This is a genomic window from Dyella lipolytica (assembly GCF_030160075.1).
Lineage (GTDB): Bacteria > Pseudomonadota > Gammaproteobacteria > Xanthomonadales > Rhodanobacteraceae > Dyella_B > Dyella_B lipolytica.
Genome location: NZ_BSNQ01000003.1, coordinates 1,101,703 through 1,120,357 on the forward strand (window position 1 = coordinate 1,101,703; position 18,655 = coordinate 1,120,357).

General features: G+C 60.7%; 16 protein-coding genes. 9 read left to right on the forward strand and 7 right to left on the reverse strand.

The window, feature by feature from the left end:
* Window positions 1–40 precede the first annotated feature (40 nt).
* Window positions 41–811: an FHA domain-containing protein gene (locus tag QQL64_RS06305; protein ID WP_284399665.1), complete on the reverse strand. Its 771-nt coding sequence runs from the start codon at window positions 809–811 to the stop codon at window positions 41–43.
* Between the two features lie 100 nt (window positions 812–911).
* Here QQL64_RS06305 and QQL64_RS06310 point away from each other — a divergent pair, with 100 nt between their 5' ends.
* Both QQL64_RS06310 and infA read left to right on the forward strand, forming a co-directional pair.
* The gene (locus QQL64_RS06310) at window positions 912–1,187 is read left to right on the forward strand and encodes a polyhydroxyalkanoic acid system family protein (protein WP_284397108.1); all 276 of its coding nucleotides are present in this window, start codon (window positions 912–914) and stop codon (window positions 1,185–1,187) included.
* A gap of 80 nt (window positions 1,188–1,267) precedes the next feature.
* A complete protein-coding gene (infA, locus tag QQL64_RS06315; RefSeq protein WP_019466733.1) occupies window positions 1,268–1,486 on the forward strand; it encodes a translation initiation factor IF-1 in 219 nt (72 codons plus the stop codon).
* A gap of 79 nt (window positions 1,487–1,565) precedes the next feature.
* Here infA and clpA read toward each other — a convergent pair whose 3' ends face one another.
* Window positions 1,566–3,836 carry an ATP-dependent Clp protease ATP-binding subunit ClpA gene (gene clpA, locus QQL64_RS06320; protein ID WP_284397179.1) on the reverse strand — a complete coding sequence of 757 codons (2,271 nt, stop codon included), beginning with the start codon at window positions 3,834–3,836 and terminating at the stop codon, window positions 1,566–1,568.
* Between the two features lie 97 nt (window positions 3,837–3,933).
* Window positions 3,934–4,260, reverse strand: a complete 327-nt coding sequence (clpS, locus tag QQL64_RS06325) for an ATP-dependent Clp protease adapter ClpS (RefSeq protein WP_284397182.1) — start codon at window positions 4,258–4,260, stop codon at window positions 3,934–3,936.
* Window positions 4,261–4,394: 134 nt separating this feature from the next.
* On the opposite strand from clpS, the gene QQL64_RS06330 reads away from it, so the two are divergent.
* The 3 genes from QQL64_RS06330 to hflD are packed head-to-tail and all read left to right on the forward strand — an operon-like array spanning window position 4,395 to window position 6,638.
* Complete coding sequence (locus QQL64_RS06330; protein ID WP_284397184.1) at window positions 4,395–4,883, forward strand: NUDIX hydrolase; 489 nt, start codon at window positions 4,395–4,397, stop codon at window positions 4,881–4,883.
* Complete coding sequence (gene mnmA / locus QQL64_RS06335; RefSeq protein ID WP_284397185.1) at window positions 4,880–6,004, forward strand: tRNA 2-thiouridine(34) synthase MnmA; 1,125 nt, start codon at window positions 4,880–4,882, stop codon at window positions 6,002–6,004. Before QQL64_RS06330 ends, mnmA begins: the two co-directional genes overlap by 4 nt.
* 10 nt (window positions 6,005–6,014) lie before the next feature.
* Window positions 6,015–6,638 carry a high frequency lysogenization protein HflD gene (gene hflD, locus QQL64_RS06340; RefSeq protein ID WP_284399667.1) on the forward strand — a complete coding sequence of 208 codons (624 nt, stop codon included), beginning with the start codon at window positions 6,015–6,017 and terminating at the stop codon, window positions 6,636–6,638.
* A gap of 2 nt (window positions 6,639–6,640) precedes the next feature.
* Here the strand turns inward: hflD and QQL64_RS06345 are convergent, their stop codons facing one another.
* Together QQL64_RS06345 and acnB are read right to left on the reverse strand one after the other, a co-directional pair.
* Window positions 6,641–7,543, reverse strand: coding sequence for a LysR family transcriptional regulator (locus tag QQL64_RS06345; RefSeq protein WP_284397186.1), 903 nt, complete (start codon window positions 7,541–7,543; stop codon window positions 6,641–6,643).
* 255 nt (window positions 7,544–7,798) lie between these two features.
* Window positions 7,799–10,390 carry a bifunctional aconitate hydratase 2/2-methylisocitrate dehydratase gene (gene acnB, locus QQL64_RS06350; RefSeq protein ID WP_284397189.1) on the reverse strand — a complete coding sequence of 864 codons (2,592 nt, stop codon included), beginning with the start codon at window positions 10,388–10,390 and terminating at the stop codon, window positions 7,799–7,801.
* Between the two features lie 327 nt (window positions 10,391–10,717).
* On the opposite strand from acnB, the gene acnA reads away from it, so the two are divergent.
* A complete protein-coding gene (gene acnA / locus QQL64_RS06355) occupies window positions 10,718–13,462 on the forward strand; it encodes an aconitate hydratase AcnA (RefSeq protein WP_284397192.1) in 2,745 nt (914 codons plus the stop codon).
* A gap of 70 nt (window positions 13,463–13,532) precedes the next feature.
* Here acnA and QQL64_RS06360 read toward each other — a convergent pair whose 3' ends face one another.
* Entirely contained in the window at window positions 13,533–13,979 is a 447-nt protein-coding gene (locus QQL64_RS06360) for a hypothetical protein (RefSeq protein ID WP_284397195.1), read from the reverse strand.
* 126 nt (window positions 13,980–14,105) lie between these two features.
* Between QQL64_RS06360 and QQL64_RS06365 the strand changes: the two genes are divergently transcribed.
* Window positions 14,106–15,794 (forward strand): long-chain-fatty-acid--CoA ligase, encoded by a 1,689-nt coding sequence (locus tag QQL64_RS06365; RefSeq protein ID WP_284399670.1) that lies wholly within the window; start codon window positions 14,106–14,108, stop codon window positions 15,792–15,794.
* A 62-nt stretch (window positions 15,795–15,856) separates the two neighbouring features.
* On the opposite strand, the gene QQL64_RS06370 is transcribed toward QQL64_RS06365, so the two are convergent.
* The gene (locus tag QQL64_RS06370; protein WP_284397197.1) at window positions 15,857–16,228 is read right to left on the reverse strand and encodes a PilZ domain-containing protein; all 372 of its coding nucleotides are present in this window, start codon (window positions 16,226–16,228) and stop codon (window positions 15,857–15,859) included.
* 768 nt (window positions 16,229–16,996) lie between these two features.
* Between QQL64_RS06370 and QQL64_RS06375 the strand changes: the two genes are divergently transcribed.
* Together QQL64_RS06375 and scpB are read left to right on the forward strand one after the other, a co-directional pair.
* Window positions 16,997–17,923, forward strand: coding sequence for a segregation and condensation protein A (locus QQL64_RS06375; protein WP_404601019.1), 927 nt, complete (start codon window positions 16,997–16,999; stop codon window positions 17,921–17,923).
* Between the two features lie 45 nt (window positions 17,924–17,968).
* Window positions 17,969–18,655 (forward strand): SMC-Scp complex subunit ScpB (gene scpB, locus QQL64_RS06380; protein ID WP_284399673.1); only part of this gene is annotated, 687 nt, incomplete at its 3' end.

Here is an 18,655-nt window from a genome sequence, read left to right on the forward strand (position 1 = left end):
ACACATCGTCAACGGGATACAAGGAAGTGCTTAGGACTTGTCAGAAATGGATCAGCAAGAGCAGAGCTATGCCGAGCGCGAGGACCGCTGCCGTGGCGATCAGCCACCAGACTTCGCCGCGTGGACCGGCGGCATCTTCCGGCAGCAGCTCATGCGGCGGCTCGGGCATCACGATCTCGGGCTCGGGTTCCAGGCCAGGGGCATCGATCAGGAAGCGATGCATGCCGATGCCTATCTGATCGCCGGGCAGCAGCACAGTCTGTTGGGTGGCAACCCCATTGACGCGTACCGAGTAGCGCGAGTCGAGCAGTTGCTCGGTCTCCAGCCGCAGCTGACCATCCCGCCAGAAGATCACCAGCGCAGCGTTTTCCCCTTGGGGAAGATCAAGCGGCAAGCGCCCATACGGCCCGAGCTCGAGACGGTCACACAAAGGCAGCACCTGCCCGGAAAGCGGCCCTGCGACGGCGCGCAGCGCGACTGTGCAACGCTCCTGCTCCGGCATATCGGGCGACGCGCGCCCTTCAGGTGCCTCGTCCGCGCAAAGCAGCATGCGGCAATCGCCCACGCTCAACATGTCGCCGGAACGGAGGATGGCGCGCTCGCGCACCGGTCGCGCATTGACATACACACGCGTGGCATCGGGCAGCACGTCCAGCACCCAGCCGCGAGCGTCGATGCGAATGCGTAGGTGATGAGGAGCCGACTGCCCCCCAGCAAGGATCAAGTCGTTGTCAGGGTCACTACCGATGCGCAGCAGTGCCTGTTTCCAGGGGAAACCGGCGCGGGTGGAATGGGGAAACTCGATGCGCATGAAGTGACCGACAGCGTGACGGCGCGACTCTATCAGAAGCGCAGGATCTATCGACACGCATAACGCTTTATCATGTTCAGCCCACATGATGAGTCCGACCATGCCCAGCATCGACATCCGCCGCCCGCATCGCCTGTCCCACGCGGAGGCCCATGCCCTGGTCGATCAAGTTGCTGCACGCATGCGCCAAAAATTCGACATCACGAGCGAGTGGCAGAACGACACCCTCGCGTTCGAGCGCCCCGGTATCAGCGGCAAGATTGCCGTAGGCAGCGATGAAATCCACGTGAGCGCACGGCTCGGAATGCTGCTTTCGCCCCTTAAAGGCATGATCGAACAGGAAATTAGGCGCAAGTTGGACGAACACTTCGCTTAACACTTCTTTGACCCCACCCGGATCCGTGGCATAATCGACGGCTTACGCGGCCATGGTGGCCTGCGCGAACGCCGGAACGCATGGCCAAAGACGACGTCATCGAAATGGAAGGTACGGTCCAAGAGACCCTGCCCAACACCATGTTTCGCGTGCAGCTGGAAAACGGCCACGTGATTACCGCCCATATTTCGGGCCGCATGCGCAAGCACTACATCCGCATCCTTACGGGAGACAAGGTCAAGGTGGAAATGACGCCTTATGACCTGACCAAGGGTCGCATCACTTACCGCATGAAGTAAGCGATTCGGCAGCTTTCGCCGCTCAATGAAAAAGCCGCGCAGGTGCGCGGCTTTTTTTGTTTCTTCTGAAACCGCTAGCTCAGGACACAGCAGCCGGCACGGACTCCGCTGCCTCGGTGTTCACCTGTAGCTCGCCGTCCCGCACGCTCAGCAATACCTTGCCGCCGTCGGCCAGCTTGCCGAACAACAGCTCATCGGCCAGCACGCGCTTGACCTTCTCCTGGATGACGCGAGCCATCGGACGGGCACCCATCTGCGGATCGAATCCGTGTTCCGCCAACCAGCGACGGGCATCGGCATCCACGTCCAGGCTCACATGCTTCTCGCTGAGCTGCGATTCCAGTTCGATCAGGAATTTGTCGACCACGCGCAGGATGTGATCGAAATCCAGTGCATTGAACTGGATGATCGCGTCCAGGCGATTGCGGAACTCCGGCGTGAAGCTGCGACGGATCACTTCCATCGAGTCCATCGAGTGGTTTTGCTTCACGAAGCCGATGCCGCGGCGCGATGCCTGCTGCGCGCCGGCGTTGGTGGTCATCACCACCACCACGTTCTTGAAGTTCGCTTCGCGACCGTTGGTGTCGGTGAGCACGCCGCGATCCATCACCTGCAACAGGATGTTGAACACATCCGGATGTGCCTTTTCGATTTCGTCCAGCAGCAGCACGGCATGCGGATGCTTGGTCACCGCCTCGGTGAGCAAACCGCCTTGGTCGAAGCCGACATAACCCGGAGGTGCGCCGACCAGGCGTGAGACCGAGTGCGCTTCCATGTACTCGGACATGTCGAAGCGGATCATCTCGATGCCCAGCTGCATCGCCAGCTGCTTGGTAACCTCGGTCTTGCCCACGCCGGTGGGACCGGCCAGCAGGAAGCAGCCGATCGGCTTGGAAGGATCGGCCAGGCCCGAACGCGCCATCTTGATCGACGCCGCCAAGGCCTCGATGGCCGGATCCTGCCCGAACACGACCATTTTCAGGTTGCGCTCCAGGTTCCTCAGCACATCGCGGTCGGACGCCGACACTTGCTTGGCTGGAATGCGGGCCATCTTGGCGACGATGTATTCCACTTCCGGCACATCGACCTTGCCGGTGCGTTGATCGACCGGCAGCAAGCGCTGACGCGCGCCGGCCTCGTCGATCACATCGATCGCTTTGTCGGGCAACAAGCGGTCGGGAATGTGCTTCACCGAAAGATCCACCGCGGCCTTCAGCGCCTCGATGCTGTAGGTCACATTGTGGTGCTCTTCGAAGCGCGACTTCAGGCCTTTGAGGATCTCGAAGCTATCGGCCACGGTGGGCTCGACGACATCGATCTTCTGGAAGCGCCGAGCCAACGCGCGATCTTTTTCGAAGATGCCGCGGAATTCCTGGAAGGTGGTGGAACCGATGCAACGCAGCTCGCCCGAAGCCAGCATGGGCTTGATCAGGTTACTGGCGTCCATCGTGCCGCCCGACGCGGAACCCGCGCCGATGATGGTGTGGATTTCGTCGATGAACAGGATCGCGCCAGGCTGCTTCTTCAATTGGCCGATCACCGCCTTCAGGCGCTTCTCGAAATCGCCGCGATACTTGGTGCCGGCCACCAGCGCGCCCAGATCCAGCGCCCAGATGGTGGCGTTTTCCAGCACTTCCGGCACTTCGCCGTCGACGATGCGCTTGGCCAACCCTTCGGCCAACGCGGTCTTGCCCACGCCGGCTTCGCCGACATAGAGCGGATTGTTCTTGCGGCGGCGGCACAGCACCTGGATGGTGCGTTCGATTTCATCCTGGCGGCCGATCAGCGGATCGATCTTGCCCTCTAGCGCCAGCTCGTTGAGGTTGGAGGCGTATTCATTGAGCGGATTGCCCTTCCCTTCACCGCCTTCTTCGGCCTCACGCTCGGCACCGGGCATGCTCGATGACGGCTCGTCGCCGATCTTGGCGATGCCGTGGGAGATGTAATTGACCACGTCCAGGCGCGTAATTTCCTGCTGATGCAGGAAATACACGGCGTGCGAATCTTTCTCGCCGAAGATGGCGACCAAAACGTTCGCGCCCGTCACTTCCTTACGGCCGGACGACTGCACGTGATAAACCGCACGTTGCAGTACACGCTGGAAACCTAATGTGGGCTGGGTATCTCGCTCGTCGCCGTGCGGCAGCACCGGCACGGTCTCGGCGATGATCTTTTCCAGCTCATGGGTGAGTCGCGGAAGATCCGCGCCGCAGGCTCGCAGGGCACCGAGCGCCGACTGGTTCTCGGTAAGCGCAAGCAGCAGGTGCTCCACGGTCATGAACTCGTGGCGCTGCTCGCGGGCCTGCTTGTAGCACTGGCCGATGGTGACTTCGAGATCCTTGCTGAACATCCGGACCTACTCCATTGCGATGTTGGGCGGCTCTACCGCGTTGGAAGCAAGATGGGGGCCAAAAGAGTCTGATCAATGTCTCCGCACAACCACACTCTTAAACCTTTTCCATCGTGCACAACAGAGGGTGCTGGTTGGCACGTGAATATTCGTTCACCTGAGTAACCTTGGTCTCGGCCACCTCGCGGGTGAACACCCCGCACACGCCCTTACCGCGGGTGTGTACGTGCAACATGATCTGCACCGCTTTTTCCTGGTCCATACTGAAAAAGCTCCGCAAGACCTCCACCACAAAATCCATCGGCGTGAAATCGTCGTTCAGGAGCAGCACCTGAAACAGCGGAGGTCGCGCCACTTCAGGCTTCGATACTTCAACGGTGAGCCCATGTCCACCGCCGTGTTCTTGTTCGGGTTCGTTCGCCATGCTTTCTTTTTGGATTCCTGCTTGTACGACTGCAGTATACGCCTAGGGGGATTCTGCTCTTCGTCGGTCGCGCTTGATGTAATGGCACAATAACGTCATTTCCAGTGCCCGCCCTGGGCCATTTCGACCCCTAGATGACAGACCCTGACCGTTCCAACGATGTCTGGCGCCCGCATGTCACCGTGGCATGCGTGGTTGCCGATGGCGACCGCTATCTCATGGTTGAGGAGGAGGTCAACGGCCGCCTCGCCTATAACCAACCCGCCGGTCATTTGGATGACCACGAGAGCCTGCAGCAGGCGGCGGTACGCGAGACACTCGAAGAAACCGGCTGGACGGTAGAGCTGACCCATCTGGTGGGCGTGCATCAATGGCGCAGCAGCGAACACGGCGATGTCGTGGTGCGTTTCAGCTTTGCCGCCCGGCCGTTACGCCACGATCCTCACCAAACGCTCGATAGCGGCATCCGTCGTGCGCTATGGCTAACCCGCCGCGAGATCGCCGACCTGGGCGAGCGCCTGCGCAGCCCAATGGTGCTGATGAGCATCGACGACTGGCTCGGCGGCCAGCGCTTGCCGCTATCGGTATTGGCGAACCTGATGCCGGGTGGTGGCCTGTCATGAAAGTGATGCTGGGCATATCCGGCGGCGTCGATTCGTCGGTCGCCGCCTTGCTGCTGCAACAGGCCGGTTACGCGGTCGAAGGTCTGTTCATGCAGAACTGGGAGGAGGATGACCGCAGCGGCCCCTGCACCACCGACACGGACCGCAAGGACGCCGTCGCCGTTTGTGGTCGCCTGGGCATCCCCTTCCATGCCCGCAATTTTGCCGCCGAATACTGGGATGGTGTGTTCGAGCACTTCCTGGCCGAATACCGCGCCGGACGCACGCCCAATCCGGACGTACTGTGCAATCGCGAGATCAAGTTCAAGACCTTTCTCGACGAAGCCCGTGCGTTGGGTGCGGAAAAAATCGCGACCGGCCATTACGCGCGGGTGGATTGCGTCGATGGCCGTTACCGCTTGCTGCGTGCGGTCGATGCGGGCAAGGATCAGACCTATTTTCTGCATGCGCTGGGACAGCAGCAGCTGGCTGCCACACTGTTCCCGGTCGGTGAGATCGAGAAGTCGCGAGTACGCGACATGGCGCGCGAGGCCGCGCTGCCTACTCATGCAAAAAAAGACTCCACCGGCATTTGTTTCATCGGCGAGCGCGATTTTCGGCAGTTTCTGACCCAATACATCCCTGCCCGACCCGGTGAGATGCACAGTCCCGATGGTCGTCTGATCGGCGAGCACCAGGGTGTGATGTACTACACGCTGGGCCAACGCAACGGCCTGGGTATTGGCGGCCGCCACGGCGCTGGCGGCGAGCCCTGGTATGTGGTCGGCAAGGACGTCGCGGCCAACGTGCTCTACGTGGCGCAGGGTGGCGAGAACGAATGGTTACAGTCGCAGCGGCTGGTCGCCGAGTCCGCCACCTGGGTGGCCGGTACGCCGCCCGCCCGGGAGTTCCGCTGCACCGCCAAGACGCGATATCGCCAGCACGATCAACGCTGCGTGGTGTCCATACACAATGATCGGGTAGAAGTGTGTTTCGACGATCCGCAGCGCGCGGTCACGCCCGGTCAGTCCGTAGTGTTTTACGCCGACGAGGAATGTCTGGGTGGTGCAGTGATCGCCGCCACCGACGCCGCCTTCGGCGGCCTTGACGATCAAACAATGAGAGTAATCCAGCGTGTTTAAAGCTTTTGCGATCAATGAAGAACGCGTGCTTGCCCTGGCCGGTGTGTTCCAGGCGTCGGCGCTGGCGCAGCAGCTGGCCAACGAGGGGCGCTGCGACGACCTGGCGTTGGATGCCAGCCTGTCCAGCGTGTTTCGTATCGATGCACCGTCGGTGGTCGGTGTGTACGGCAACGTATCTGGCATTCGTCTCGGCTTGCGCACGTTGATCGGGCAGTTGGACGAAAGCAGCCGCGACATGGCGGTTACGCGCATGGTGGTGACCATCATGCGCCTGGAACGCAGCCTCGCCCATCGCAAGGATTTGCTCGACGATTTGCAACAAGGCATCGTGTCCGCCAAGCGACAGGTGGAACATTTCGGCTTGAATTCACCGCAAGTTTTCAGTCGGCTCGCCGAGCTTTACGCCGGCACCTTGTCCACGCTGCGGCCGCGCGTGATGGTCACCGGCAATCCGCAATGGCTGCAGCAGCCGGCATTGGTGGAGCGTGTACGCGCCAGCCTACTGGCCGCAGTGCGTTCGGCCGTGCTGTGGCGGCAGATCGGTGGACGGCAATGGCAGCTGCTGCTGCATCGTCGTCAATGCAGCATGCTGGCGCGTGGCCTGCTGACGGGCACGACGCTCGACAACCGCTAAATTCAGCGCAGCGCGTCGATCACGCGCAGGCCGGGTCGTTGACGCGCCAGTCTGCGCAGCAATTCTGCGAACGCCTGTAATTCCGCTCGCCAAGGGGAGGCTTCGCGCCAGTACAGCGCAATCTCCCGCCCTGGCGCCTGTCCTTTGATTTTGGCCAGCACGATATCGGGCATCGATGCCAGGCGATCATGGGCAAGCGCTGGAACCAGCGCGTGACCGCCACGCAATGTGACCAGTGCGGCCAAACTCTCCAGACTCACATCCTGCACGTAGCCTTCGCCATCGGCATGGCTTTCCGCCATCAGAATCGCCTCGCTAGCCTCTAACTGATCCAACGCGACTTGGCGCTTACCTGCCAATGGATGATCGGCACGCATGATCAGTTCCCATGGCTCGAAGAACAAAGGATTCATCGTAATGCCGCTAACAATGGGTGCCGGTGGCGCCAACACGGCGTCCAGTTCGCCTTCATGCAGACGTCGCAGCAAGCCGCGTGGTTTACCTTCGGAGAGACTGAGACGCGCGCCTGGAAAATGCTGTGGAAACGGTTCGATCAAATGCGGGAGCAAGTAGGGCCCGAGCGATACCGGCACACCGAGCCGCAACTCGCCGCCAAAAGCGACCGCGCCGGCACGCGCCGCTTGTTGCAAGTGCTCCGCGGCCAGCAGCACGGCATCGATCTGTTCCAGCAGACGCTGACCACCAGCCGTCGGCACGATGCGCCGACCGCCGCGTTCGAATAGCGGCGTTCCCAGTGCTTGCTCCACCTTTTGCACCTGATGCGACAGGCCCGAGGGGCTGATGTGCATGGCGCGGGCCGCGCTGTTGAAACTGCCATGCCGGTGCACGGCTTGCACCAGCGTGAGGTCGCGCAACGAAACTACCGACAATTGGGTGGAAATCATCCGTGCGCCCTGCTGCTGTATCTGGGCAAAGCATAAACGACAGCACGCACCGGCTCCTTCTCCCCTTTGAGGGTATGCGGGGAGAGCACATGGATGTGCTCGGCTCTGAGGAGCGAGGAGAAGGTTGGGATGAGGGGCCAATCTTGCGTAATGGGTGATTCGGAGCGTGCTCTGAATGAAGATCGGGGCAAGCCCCAGCCCCTCACCTCCATCCTCTCCCCAAAGGGGAGAGGAAGCGAACGCAAAAAGTCGCGCTTAAGCCTCGACCGTATCGGCGACCTGCTTGAAGTCCTCGATCTTGTCGAAGTTCATGTACTGGTAAATCTTGTCGCCGTTGGCGTTGATCACGCCGATGTCCGTCATGTACTCCTGCTTGGTCGGAATGCGGCCAAGACGCGAGCAGATCGCGGCCAGCTCGGCCGAACCCAGGTAGACGTTGGAGTTCTTGCCCAGACGGTTCGGGAAGTTGCGGGTGGAGGTGGAGAACACCGTCGCGCCCTCGCGCACCTGCGCCTGGTTGCCCATGCACAGCGAGCAGCCCGGCATTTCCATGCGCGCGCCAGCGGTACCGAGCACGCCGTAATGACCTTCCTCAGTGAGCTGCTTCTGATCCATCTTGGTCGGCGGAGCCACCCACAGCTTGGTGGGGATGTCGCGCTTGCCTTCCAGCAGCTTCGACGCGGCACGGAAGTGACCGATGTTCGTCATGCAGGAACCGATGAACACTTCGTCGATCGCAGCGCCGGCCACGTCGGAGAGCGTCTTCACGTCGTCCGGATCGTTCGGGCAAGCCACGATGGGCTCATGCACGTCGGCCAGGTCGATCTCGATCACCGCTGCGTACTCGGCGTCCGCATCGCGCGCCATCAGCTGCGGATGGGCCAGCCACGCTTCCATCGCCTTGATGCGACGCTGCAGGCTGCGGACGTCCTGGTAGCCCTGGGCGATCATGTACTTCAGCAAGGTGATGTTCGAGTTGAGGTACTCGATGATCGGTTCCTTGTTGAGATGCACCGTGCAGCCGGCAGCGGAACGCTCGGCGGATGCGTCGGATAGTTCGAACGCCTGCTCCACCTTGAGGTTCGGCAAGCCTTCGATTTCGAGGATGCGGCCGGAGAAGATGTTCTTCTTGCCCTGCTTGGCAACCGTCAGCAGGTCCTGCTTGATGGCGTAAAGCGGAATCGCGTTCACCAGGTCGCGCAGGGTCACGCCCGGGCGCAATTCGCCCTTGAAGCGCACGAGCACGGATTCCGGCATATCCAGCGGCATCACACCGGTGGCTGCGGCGAAGGCGACCAGGCCGGAACCCGCCGGGAAGGAAATGCCGATCGGGAAACGCGTGTGGCTGTCGCCGCCCGTGCCGACGGTATCGGGCAGCAGCATGCGGTTGAGCCAGGAATGGATCACGCCGTCACCCGGGCGCAGGCTGATGCCGCCGCGTGTGGAGATAAAGGCGGGAAGCTCGTGATGGGTCTTCACGTCGACGGGCTTGGGGTAAGCGGCGGTGTGGCAGAACGACTGCATCACCAGATCGGCCGAGAAGCCTAGGCAAGCCAGGTCTTTCAGCTCGTCGCGGGTCATCGGCCCGGTGGTGTCCTGCGAACCTACGGAGGTCATTTCCGGTTCGCAGTAAGTGCCCGGGCGCACACCCTTGCCTTCCGGCAGACCGCAGGCGCGGCCGACCATCTTCTGCGCGAGCGTGTAGCCCTTGCCGGTATCAACGGGGTTCTGCGGCAGACGGAAGAGGTTCGACGGCGGCAGGCCCAGCGCTTCGCGCGCCTTGGCGGTAAGGCCGCGGCCGATGATCAACGGAATGCGGCCGCCCGCGCGCACTTCGTCGAACAGCACGTCGGACTTCACCTGGAATTCGGCGATGACTTCGCCATTCTTCAGCGCTTTGCCGTCATAGGGGCGCAGTTCGACTACGTCGCCCATCTCCATCTTGGAGACGTCGAGTTCGATCGGCAGCGCACCGGCGTCTTCCATCGTGTTGTAGAAGATCGGAGCGATCTTGCTACCCAGACAGACGCCACCGAAGCGCTTGTTCGGAATGAAGGGAATGTCTTCACCCGTCCACCACAGCACCGAGTTGGTGGCCGACTTGCGGCTGGAGCCGGTGCCGACCACGTCGCCCACGTAAGCAACCAAATGGCCCTGCTTGGTGAGGTCGATGATTTGCTGGATGGGACCGCGCTTGCCGTCTTCTTCCGGTTGGAACGGCGCACCGTCGCGCTTGTTCTTCAGCATCGCCAGCGCATGCAGCGGAATGTCCGGACGCGTGGTGGCATCGGGAGCCGGCGACAGATCGTCGGTATTGGTCTCGCCCGGCACCTTGAACACGGTGACGGTCAGGCTCTTGGGCACTTCCGGTCGACTGGTGAACCACTCCGCATCGGCCCAGCTTTGCAGCACGGACTTGGCGTTTGCATTGCCCTTGTCGGCCTTTTCCTTGACGTCATGGAACGAGTCGAACATCAGCAAGGTTTTCTTCAACGCTTCGGCGGCGATACCACCCACCTGTGCGTCGTCGAGCAGCTCGATCAGCGGATGGATGTTGTAGCCACCCAGCATGGTACCCAGCAACTCGGTTGCCTTCTCGCGGCTGATCAACGTGCACTTCTCGGTGCCGAAGGCTACGGCCGCAAGATAGGAAGCCTTGACCTTGGCCGCATCGTCCACGCCCGCGGGTACGCGATGGGTGATCAGATCGACAAGGACTGCTTCCTCGCCAGCAGGCGGATTCTTCAGCAGATCGACCAGGTCGGCGGTCTGCTGGGCCGACAGCGGCAGCGGGGGAATACCCAGCGCGGCGCGCTCGGCGACATGTTGGCGATAGGCGTTGAGCATGTGGTCTCGTCCTGTGGATGGGGCTGGACAAGGGCGAATGCCTCGTCCGAATGCCGCTATTTGGAGCATTTCAGCCGCATATTTTGCCAGTCGCACCATAAGTGCTGCAATCCAAAGCGGCATTTCCGGCAGCGTTCGAAATCTTGCAATGGCATCGTGCTGAAATAACTCCAAAGTGGCTTGCGCGCTTTGCGATTTGCCCCAAACTTTGCGGTATCCCCAAAAGCAAGCCGGACCTCCTTGCAATTCCCCTAACGCTCCCTGGTCTAGCATGTCTCAGCTACACCTCGTGCGTCCGCCAGACTTCAAGCAACAGGAGTTATTCCCATGCTGGATTCATTCGCCACCCGCGACACCCTCAAGGTCAAAGGCAGCTCATACCAGATCGCCAGCCTGACCAAACTCGGTCAGCACTTCGATCTCAAGCATTTGCCTTATTCGATGAAGATCCTGCTGGAGAACCTATTGCGTCACGAAGATGGCGTCAGCGTGACCAAGAAGGAAATCGAGGCAGTAGCGAAGTGGGATCCCAAGGCGGAGCCGGATACCGAGATTGCTTTCATGCCTGCGCGTGTGGTGTTGCAGGATTTCACCGGCGTGCCCTGCGTGGTCGATCTGGCCGCAATGCGCGATGCGGTGGTGAAGCTCGGCGGTGACGCCAACCAGATCAATCCGCTCGCTCCCGCCGAACTGGTGATCGACCACTCGGTGCAGGTCGATGTTTACGGCTCCGAGTCAGCGCTGGAGAAAAACGTCGAGATCGAATTCGAACGCAATCAAGAGCGTTACTCGTTCCTGCGCTGGGGACAGAAAGCGTTCAACAACTTCAAGGTCGTGCCGCCGCGCACCGGCATCGTGCATCAGGTGAACCTCGAGCATCTCGCACGCGTGGTGTTCACCGCCGACAAGGACGGCCAGAGTTGGGCCTATCCGGATACCGTGTTCGGTACCGACTCGCACACCACCATGATCAACGGCATCGGCGTGTTGGGATGGGGTGTGGGCGGCATCGAAGCCGAAGCCGCCATGCTGGGCCAGCCGTCGTCGATGCTGATTCCACAGGTCGTTGGCTTCAAGCTCACCGGCAAGCTGTCGGAAGGTGTCACCGCTACCGATCTGGTGCTGACCGTGACGCAGATGCTGCGCAAGCTTGGCGTCGTGGGCAAGTTCGTCGAGTTCTTCGGCGACGGCCTCAAGCATTTGCCATTGGCGGATCGCGCCACCATCGCCAACATGGCGCCCGAATACGGCGCGACCTGCGGCATCTTCCCGGTCGACCAGGAAGCGCTGAACTACATGCACCTGTCTGGACGCAGCGACGATCACATCGAACTGGTCAAAGCCTACGCCCAGGCACAGGGCCTGTGGCATGACGAGAACACCCCGCACGCCCAATTCACTACCACGCTGGAACTCAATCTGGCCGACGTAAGACCTTCCATGGCCGGTCCGAAGCGTCCGCAAGACCGCGTACTGCTGGAAGGCGTGCAGAAGAGCTTCCATGACGCCATCGGCCCGCTCACCGCGAATCGCAAGTCCAGCGGCGATGGTGGAAGCTTCCAGAACGAAGGTGGTGCTGCAGCGATTGGCAATCCGGCCAACAGCATCACCAACAACGGCGTGCGTGTGCAGAAGAACGGCGAGAACTTCATGCTGGGTGACGGCGCGGTGGTGATCGCGGCGATCACCTCCTGCACCAACACGTCAAACCCGGCAGTGATGTTGGGCGCCGGCCTGCTGGCCAAGAAGGCTGCGGCCAAGGGCCTGAAGGCCAAACCGTGGGTGAAGACATCGATCGGCCCGGGCTCGCTGGTCGTCACCGACTACCTGGAAAAGACCGGCCTGCTGAAAGAACTGGAGAAGGTCGGCTTCTATATCGTCGGTTATGGCTGCACCACCTGCATCGGCAACTCCGGCCCCTTGCCCATGGAAATCAGCAAGGGCATCGCCGAGGGCGATCTCGCCGTGGCTTCCGTGCTTTCCGGCAACCGCAATTTTGAAGGTCGCGTGCATCCGGAAGTGAAGATGAATTACCTCGCCTCGCCACCGCTGGTGGTGGCCTATGCGCTAGCCGGTTCGCTCGATGTCGATCTCTCCAAGGATCCGATCGGCGAAGGCAGCGATGGCAAGCCGGTGTATCTGAAAGACATCTGGCCGACCAACAAGGAAATCTCCGACACCATCGCCGGCGCGATCAATCCGGCCATGTTCGAGAAGAACTACGCCGATGTCTTCAAAGGCGATACACGCTGGAACCATATCGCCTCGCCGGACGGCTCGGTCTACAAGTGGAGCGATTCCACCTACATCAAGAACCCGCCCTACTTCGACGGCATGACGATGCAGACCGGCAAGATCGAAGACATCCACGGTGCACACGTGCTCGGTCTGTTCGGCGACTCGATCACCACCGACCACATCTCGCCAGCCGGTTCGATCAAGAAAGACAGCCCGGCGGGTCGCTTCCTGATCTCCAAGGGCGTGGAACCGAAAGACTTCAACTCCTACGGCTCACGTCGCGGCAACGACGATGTAATGGTGCGTGGCACCTTCGCCAACATTCGCATCAAGAACCTGATGCTGGATGGCGTGGAAGGCGGCTATACCTTGCACGTGCCGAGTGGTGAGCAGATGGCCATCTACGACGCCGCGATGAAATACAAAGCCGAAAAGACGCCGCTGGTCGTGCTGGCCGGCAAGGAATACGGCACCGGCTCTTCGCGCGACTGGGCGGCCAAGGGCACCCTGCTGCTGGGTGTGAAGGCCGTGATCGCCGAGAGCTTCGAGCGCATCCACCGCTCCAACCTGGTCGGCATGGGCGTGCTGCCATTGCAGTTCAAGGATGGCGAGAACGCCAAGTCGCTGGGTTTGACCGGCAAGGAAACGTTCGAGATCACCGGCCTGAAGGACGGCGAATCGAAAGAGGCTACGGTGGTCGCCAAGGGCGATAAAGGCGAGAAGAAGTTCACCGTCAAGGTGTTGCTCCTGACGCCGAAGGAACGCGAGTTCTTCCGCCACGGCGGCATCTTGCAGTACGTGCTGCGTCAGTTGGCCAGCAAAAAAGCCGCGTAATCGGCTGCTTGATTCGCAAAGCACAGAAACGCCGCCTGCGTAAGGCGGCGTTTCTGTTCGGGATCACGCATCAAAGCTGTTGGGTCCAGGTGGCTTCGTAGCACCGCCAGTCGCGCCCGTCCCGGCGCCACGCTGTTTCGACCTTGTAGACACCCAACTCCGAAGGAAACAGCCTGCCGCCGCTGGTCAGCGTGACGGTGAAGTCCGCAACGTAGCGGTCGCCGCGCGGTTCGACTTCCACCGGTCCGAGCACCGCATGCAACGTTTCGCCGCGAAATCTCGCCACCCTCAGCAGGTTGCCGATGTCCTGGCGGGTCATCTCGCCGCTGTGGCCGTCGAAATCATCGGTGAGCTGCCCGGTGAGCGCGGACGCATCCACCTGCTCGGTTGCCTTGGCCGCCGTATCGACAGCTTGCCGAATCAGCACCTCGTCGGGCGTGCGATGGCACCCGACGACGCCAAGGATCAGCATGGCCGACAAACACAAAAACAGGAACATCCGCTTCATTTTCAACATGCTCTAATCTCGCTGCAACGCGGCTTGCTGCTATACGCTGGCGTATGCTCCAATGCTTCGCCTGCATGATGCCCGATGCCCGTCGTCGTCACCATCGGCTTGTCACTACTGGAGCTTGGATCGAACATGAGCAACCTGCGTCCGTGGCTGAATCACTATCCGGATGGCGTACCCGCAGAGATCGACATCAATCAGTACGCATCGGTTGTTGCCGTCCTGGACGAAGGCTTTGAACGCTATCGCCAGCGCACTGCGTTCTCCAATTTTGGCAAGAGCCTCAGCTACGGCGAGATCGATACGCTCAGCCGCCAGTTCGCCGCTTACCTGACGGGGGAGCTCAAGCTCAAGAAGGGCGATCGCATCGCGATCATGATGCCTAACGTGCTGCAGTACCCGATCGCCATGTTCGGCGCCTTGCGTGCCGGCATGGTGGTGGTGAACACCAACCCGATGTACACGGCGCGCGAACTCAAGCACCAGTTGGAAGATGCGGGCGCCCAGGCCATCGTAGTGCTCGACAACTTTGCCGCGACCTTGCAGCAAGTCGTCGCCGAGACCGGGGTGAAGCACATCATCACCACTGGTATTGGCGACATGCTGGGCGCCAAGGGCGTGCTGATCAATTTCGCGCTCAAACATGTCAAAAAGATGGTGCCGGCGTATGAGCTGCCGCATGCGGTGCGTTTCAGCGATGCGCTTTCGCGCGGCGCGCGGCACGAAGTGCCAAACCCATCGATGGGGCACGACGATATTGCGTTCTTGCAGTACACCGGCGGCACGACCGGTGTCGCCAAGGGTGCCATGCTCACCCACGGCAACATGATCGCCAACATGCTGCAGGCCGGTGCATGGTTCGGTGCGAAGATCAAACCGGGCGAAGAAACCATCATCACGGCGCTGCCGCTGTATCACATCTTCGCGCTCACTTGTAATTGCTTCATCTTTCTACGCTTCGGCGGACGCAGCCTACTGATCACCAATCCGCGCGATATGCCGGGCTTCGTGAAGGAGCTTGCCAAAACGCGCTTTACCGCGATTACCGGCGTCAACACGCTGTTCAATGGCTTGTTGAATACCCCAGGCTTCGACCAGATCGACTTTTCCAGCCTACGGATGAGCTTTGGCGGCGGCATGGCCGTACAGCGCGCAGTCGCCGAGAAATGGGAGAAAGTCACCGGCTGCGCCCTGATCGAAGGCTATGGCATGACCGAAAGTTCTCCAGTCGCCACCATCAATCCCGTGGTTGATGGCGCACACTTCAGCGGCTCGATCGGTTTGCCCGTTCCCTCCACCTCGATCAGCATCCAGGACGAGGATGGCAAGCAGCTAGGTATCGGCGAGGTCGGCGAAATTTGTATCCAGGGCCCTCAGGTGATGAAGGGTTACTGGAACCAGCCGGGCGAAACGCGCAAGGTGCTTAGCGAAGACGGCTGGCTGCGAACAGGCGACATCGGCCGCATGGACGATGCCGGCTTTATCTACATCGTCGATCGCAAGAAGGACATGATCCTGGTGTCGGGCTTCAACGTCTATCCGAACGAGATCGAGGATACGGTGATGCAGCACCCAGGTGTGGCTGAAGTGGCTGCCATCGGCGTACCCGACGAACATTCGGGCGAAGTGGTGAAGCTGTTCGTGGTGCGCAAGGACCCGAACCTGACGGTGGAACAACTCAAGGAGTTCTGCCGCGAAAACCTCACCGGCTATAAGCGCCCGAAGGTGATCGAATTTCGCGATGCACTGCCCAAGAGCAACGTGGGCAAGATCCTGCGTCGTGAACTGCGTGACGAAAAGAAAGCCGTCGCGGCCGGCTGATATTGCACAGATAGAAGCGTAGAAACAGCACACCCTGCATCAAGCGGGGTGGCTGGACACGTTTATTCGTCGTGCCACATCTCAAGAATGTCGGCGTAGCCGCCCAGCAGATTCCATAGCGGCACCTGCTTGTCTTCCGGAATGTGCGTATAGGCGAAGCCGATATGTTTTTCGGAGAGGCGCGCCACCTTGGCTTCCAGGTGAATGTGCAGGTCATGCCCGAAGATCATGTCCAGCACCCAGCTCTCGCCCTGCTTACCCCCCCAATGGAGCGGACGGCGCAGCAACACGCCTGTCGCCGAAATATCGATCAGGTCGGTCGGATGCGATTCGTCTCCATGACTCATCAGCACGGTGGTCTTGATGCGCATGCGCGCGGGGCGCAAATGTTCGCTGTCGGAATCGTCCATGGCATCGTCGTTCATTGTCGTCATGTCTTTTATATCCCTCCCGCGCAGCGTCGCTGCCACGCGCCAAGACCCCATCCCGGATCTCATATTTTCAGCGTCCTGCCTCGCGCCGGAGTGTCACACCTTCTCTTCGGTGCGATCTCCTTCGCTTGCCAGCACCGACCCTTCGTGGTCGATGTCCCCCTGATATCGCCATATGATGATGCAAGCCACATGCCACTGCTACAACTACGTTTCAAAGGCTGATTTCAGGTGTTTCGCTATGCAGGAAGGATGAGCGGGAGACGCGTTAGGTCACATGCTGCCCCGTCTTGCCTAGACGCGCGAGCACCCCCGATAGCGAACCCTTACGGCAGCTGAAGCGCTTGCTGGACATGCCCTCGGACTGCAGCTAATCTGTAACCCGCGTGTGGAGCCACGTACGGATACCCGCCGGGAGCCCCGGTCGGGGTGGACTCCACCCGATGCATTCAGCCAACCATTACGAATCGCGGGCGACGCCGGCGGCGTCACGCTTGGTTCCTGCTTGATCGTTCCTAGAGTAGTAGCGACCGACCCGGCCCTAGCGACCGCCCATCTGATCGAACCACGAGTGTGGCTTCATCAGGACTAGCAATAGCGGGAAACCGCACGCCCTGGCTGGGCATCGCGCAGATTGGCTTCATGGGAATCGCCTCTGCAAACCAGGCATTCCGGGCACGGACCTTTCTTCGGTTAGGGATCGAAAGAAGGTTCTGATCGTCAACAGAACGAATTGCCAGCCCACGCCGGGCGGCCCAACGACATGCATTGATGACCACTGAGCCAACCGAGTCTCAGCCTATACAAGCAACGCATGACGCGTTCGCCGGGGTTCCGCAGCAGCAGGAAATGCCGCTGGCGATCGTGCGCGGCGAACCAATGCTGCAAATGCCGCAGGATCTTTATATTCCTCCGGATGCGCTGGAAGTCATCCTGGAGGCATTCGAAGGACCGCTGGATCTGTTGCTCTACCTGATCCGCCGGCAAAACCTCGACATTCTCGACATTCCTATCGCCGAAATCACCCGGCAATATATGGAATACATCGAGATGATGCGCGACGTGATGCGCCTGGAACTGGCCGCGGAATACCTGCTGATGGCCGCGATCCTGGCTGAGATCAAGTCGCGGCTGTTGCTACCGAGACCGCCCGCGGAAGAAGGGCTGGAAGACGATCCTCGTGCCGAACTGGTGCGGCGTCTACAGGAGTACGAACGGTTCAAGCGCGCTGCCGAAGATATCGACGCCCTGCCCCGGCTGGAGCGCGATACGGTCACCGTGCAGGCCGATGTGGGCGAGCGCAACGTGATCAAGTTGCCGCCGCCGCTCGACCTGAAGGAAATGCTGCTGGCGCTCAAGGACGTCATGCACCGGGCCGAATTGTTCGGGCATCACGCCATCAAACGCGAGGCGCTGAGTGTGCGCCAGCGCATGGGTGAATTGCTCAGCCGTCTGGATGACGACCAGTTCCATCGTTTTGAAAGCCTGTTCGACGTCACCGAAGGAAAGCTGGGTGTGGTGGTGACCTTCCTGGCTATGCTGGAGCTGGCCAAGGAGTTTTTGATCAACATCGTGCAAGAAGAACCGCTGGCGCCGATCTATATCAAGGCTAACGCCAGCTCGGCCGAAGAAGAGGCCGAAGTCATCGCCGGTGACGACGCTTTCGAAGAACAAAACGCTGCGTCCGGCACTGAATAAAAAAACATGTCATTCGTCCTGACATCCGCATCCGTTCCCAAGGCCATGCAGATCGAGCAACTCAAACCCATTATCGAAGCAGCACTGCTGGCCGCCAGCCAACCTTTGAGCGCGGCGCAGCTGAGCGAGCTATTCGTCGAGGAAGACGGCGTCGACCGGTCGCAGATCGCGATGGCGCTCGAAGCGCTGGCCGAAGACTGCAACGGCCGCGGCGTCGAGCTGAAGGAAGTCGGTTCCGGCTTCCGCTATCAGGTTCGCCATGACGTGCATCCTTGGGTGTCGCGCATGTGGACCGAGAAGCCTAGCCGCTATTCGCGCGCGCTATTGGAAACGCTCGCGTTGATCGCCTACCGGCAGCCCATCACACGACCGGAAATCGAACAAATCCGCGGTGTGGTGGTCTCCTCCAATATCATCAAGACGTTGGAAGAACGCGAGTGGATTCGCGTGGTGGGCCATCGCGATGTACCGGGCAAACCTGCGCTGTTCGGCACCACGCGCGTCTTTCTGGATTACTTCAATCTCAAATCGCTGGACGAACTGCCGCCGCTCTCGGAAATTCGCGATCTGGAAGACCCGCAGCTTCGCCTGGACGACGAACCGTTTCCGCCGCGGGTCATTCGCGATCTGCCGATCGACCCGGATGCCGACGAGCTCGAAAGCGAACAAGCTGCAAGCGAACAACCTTCCGACGAAGATCAACACGATCACGCGGACACTGCCCCCCCCCCC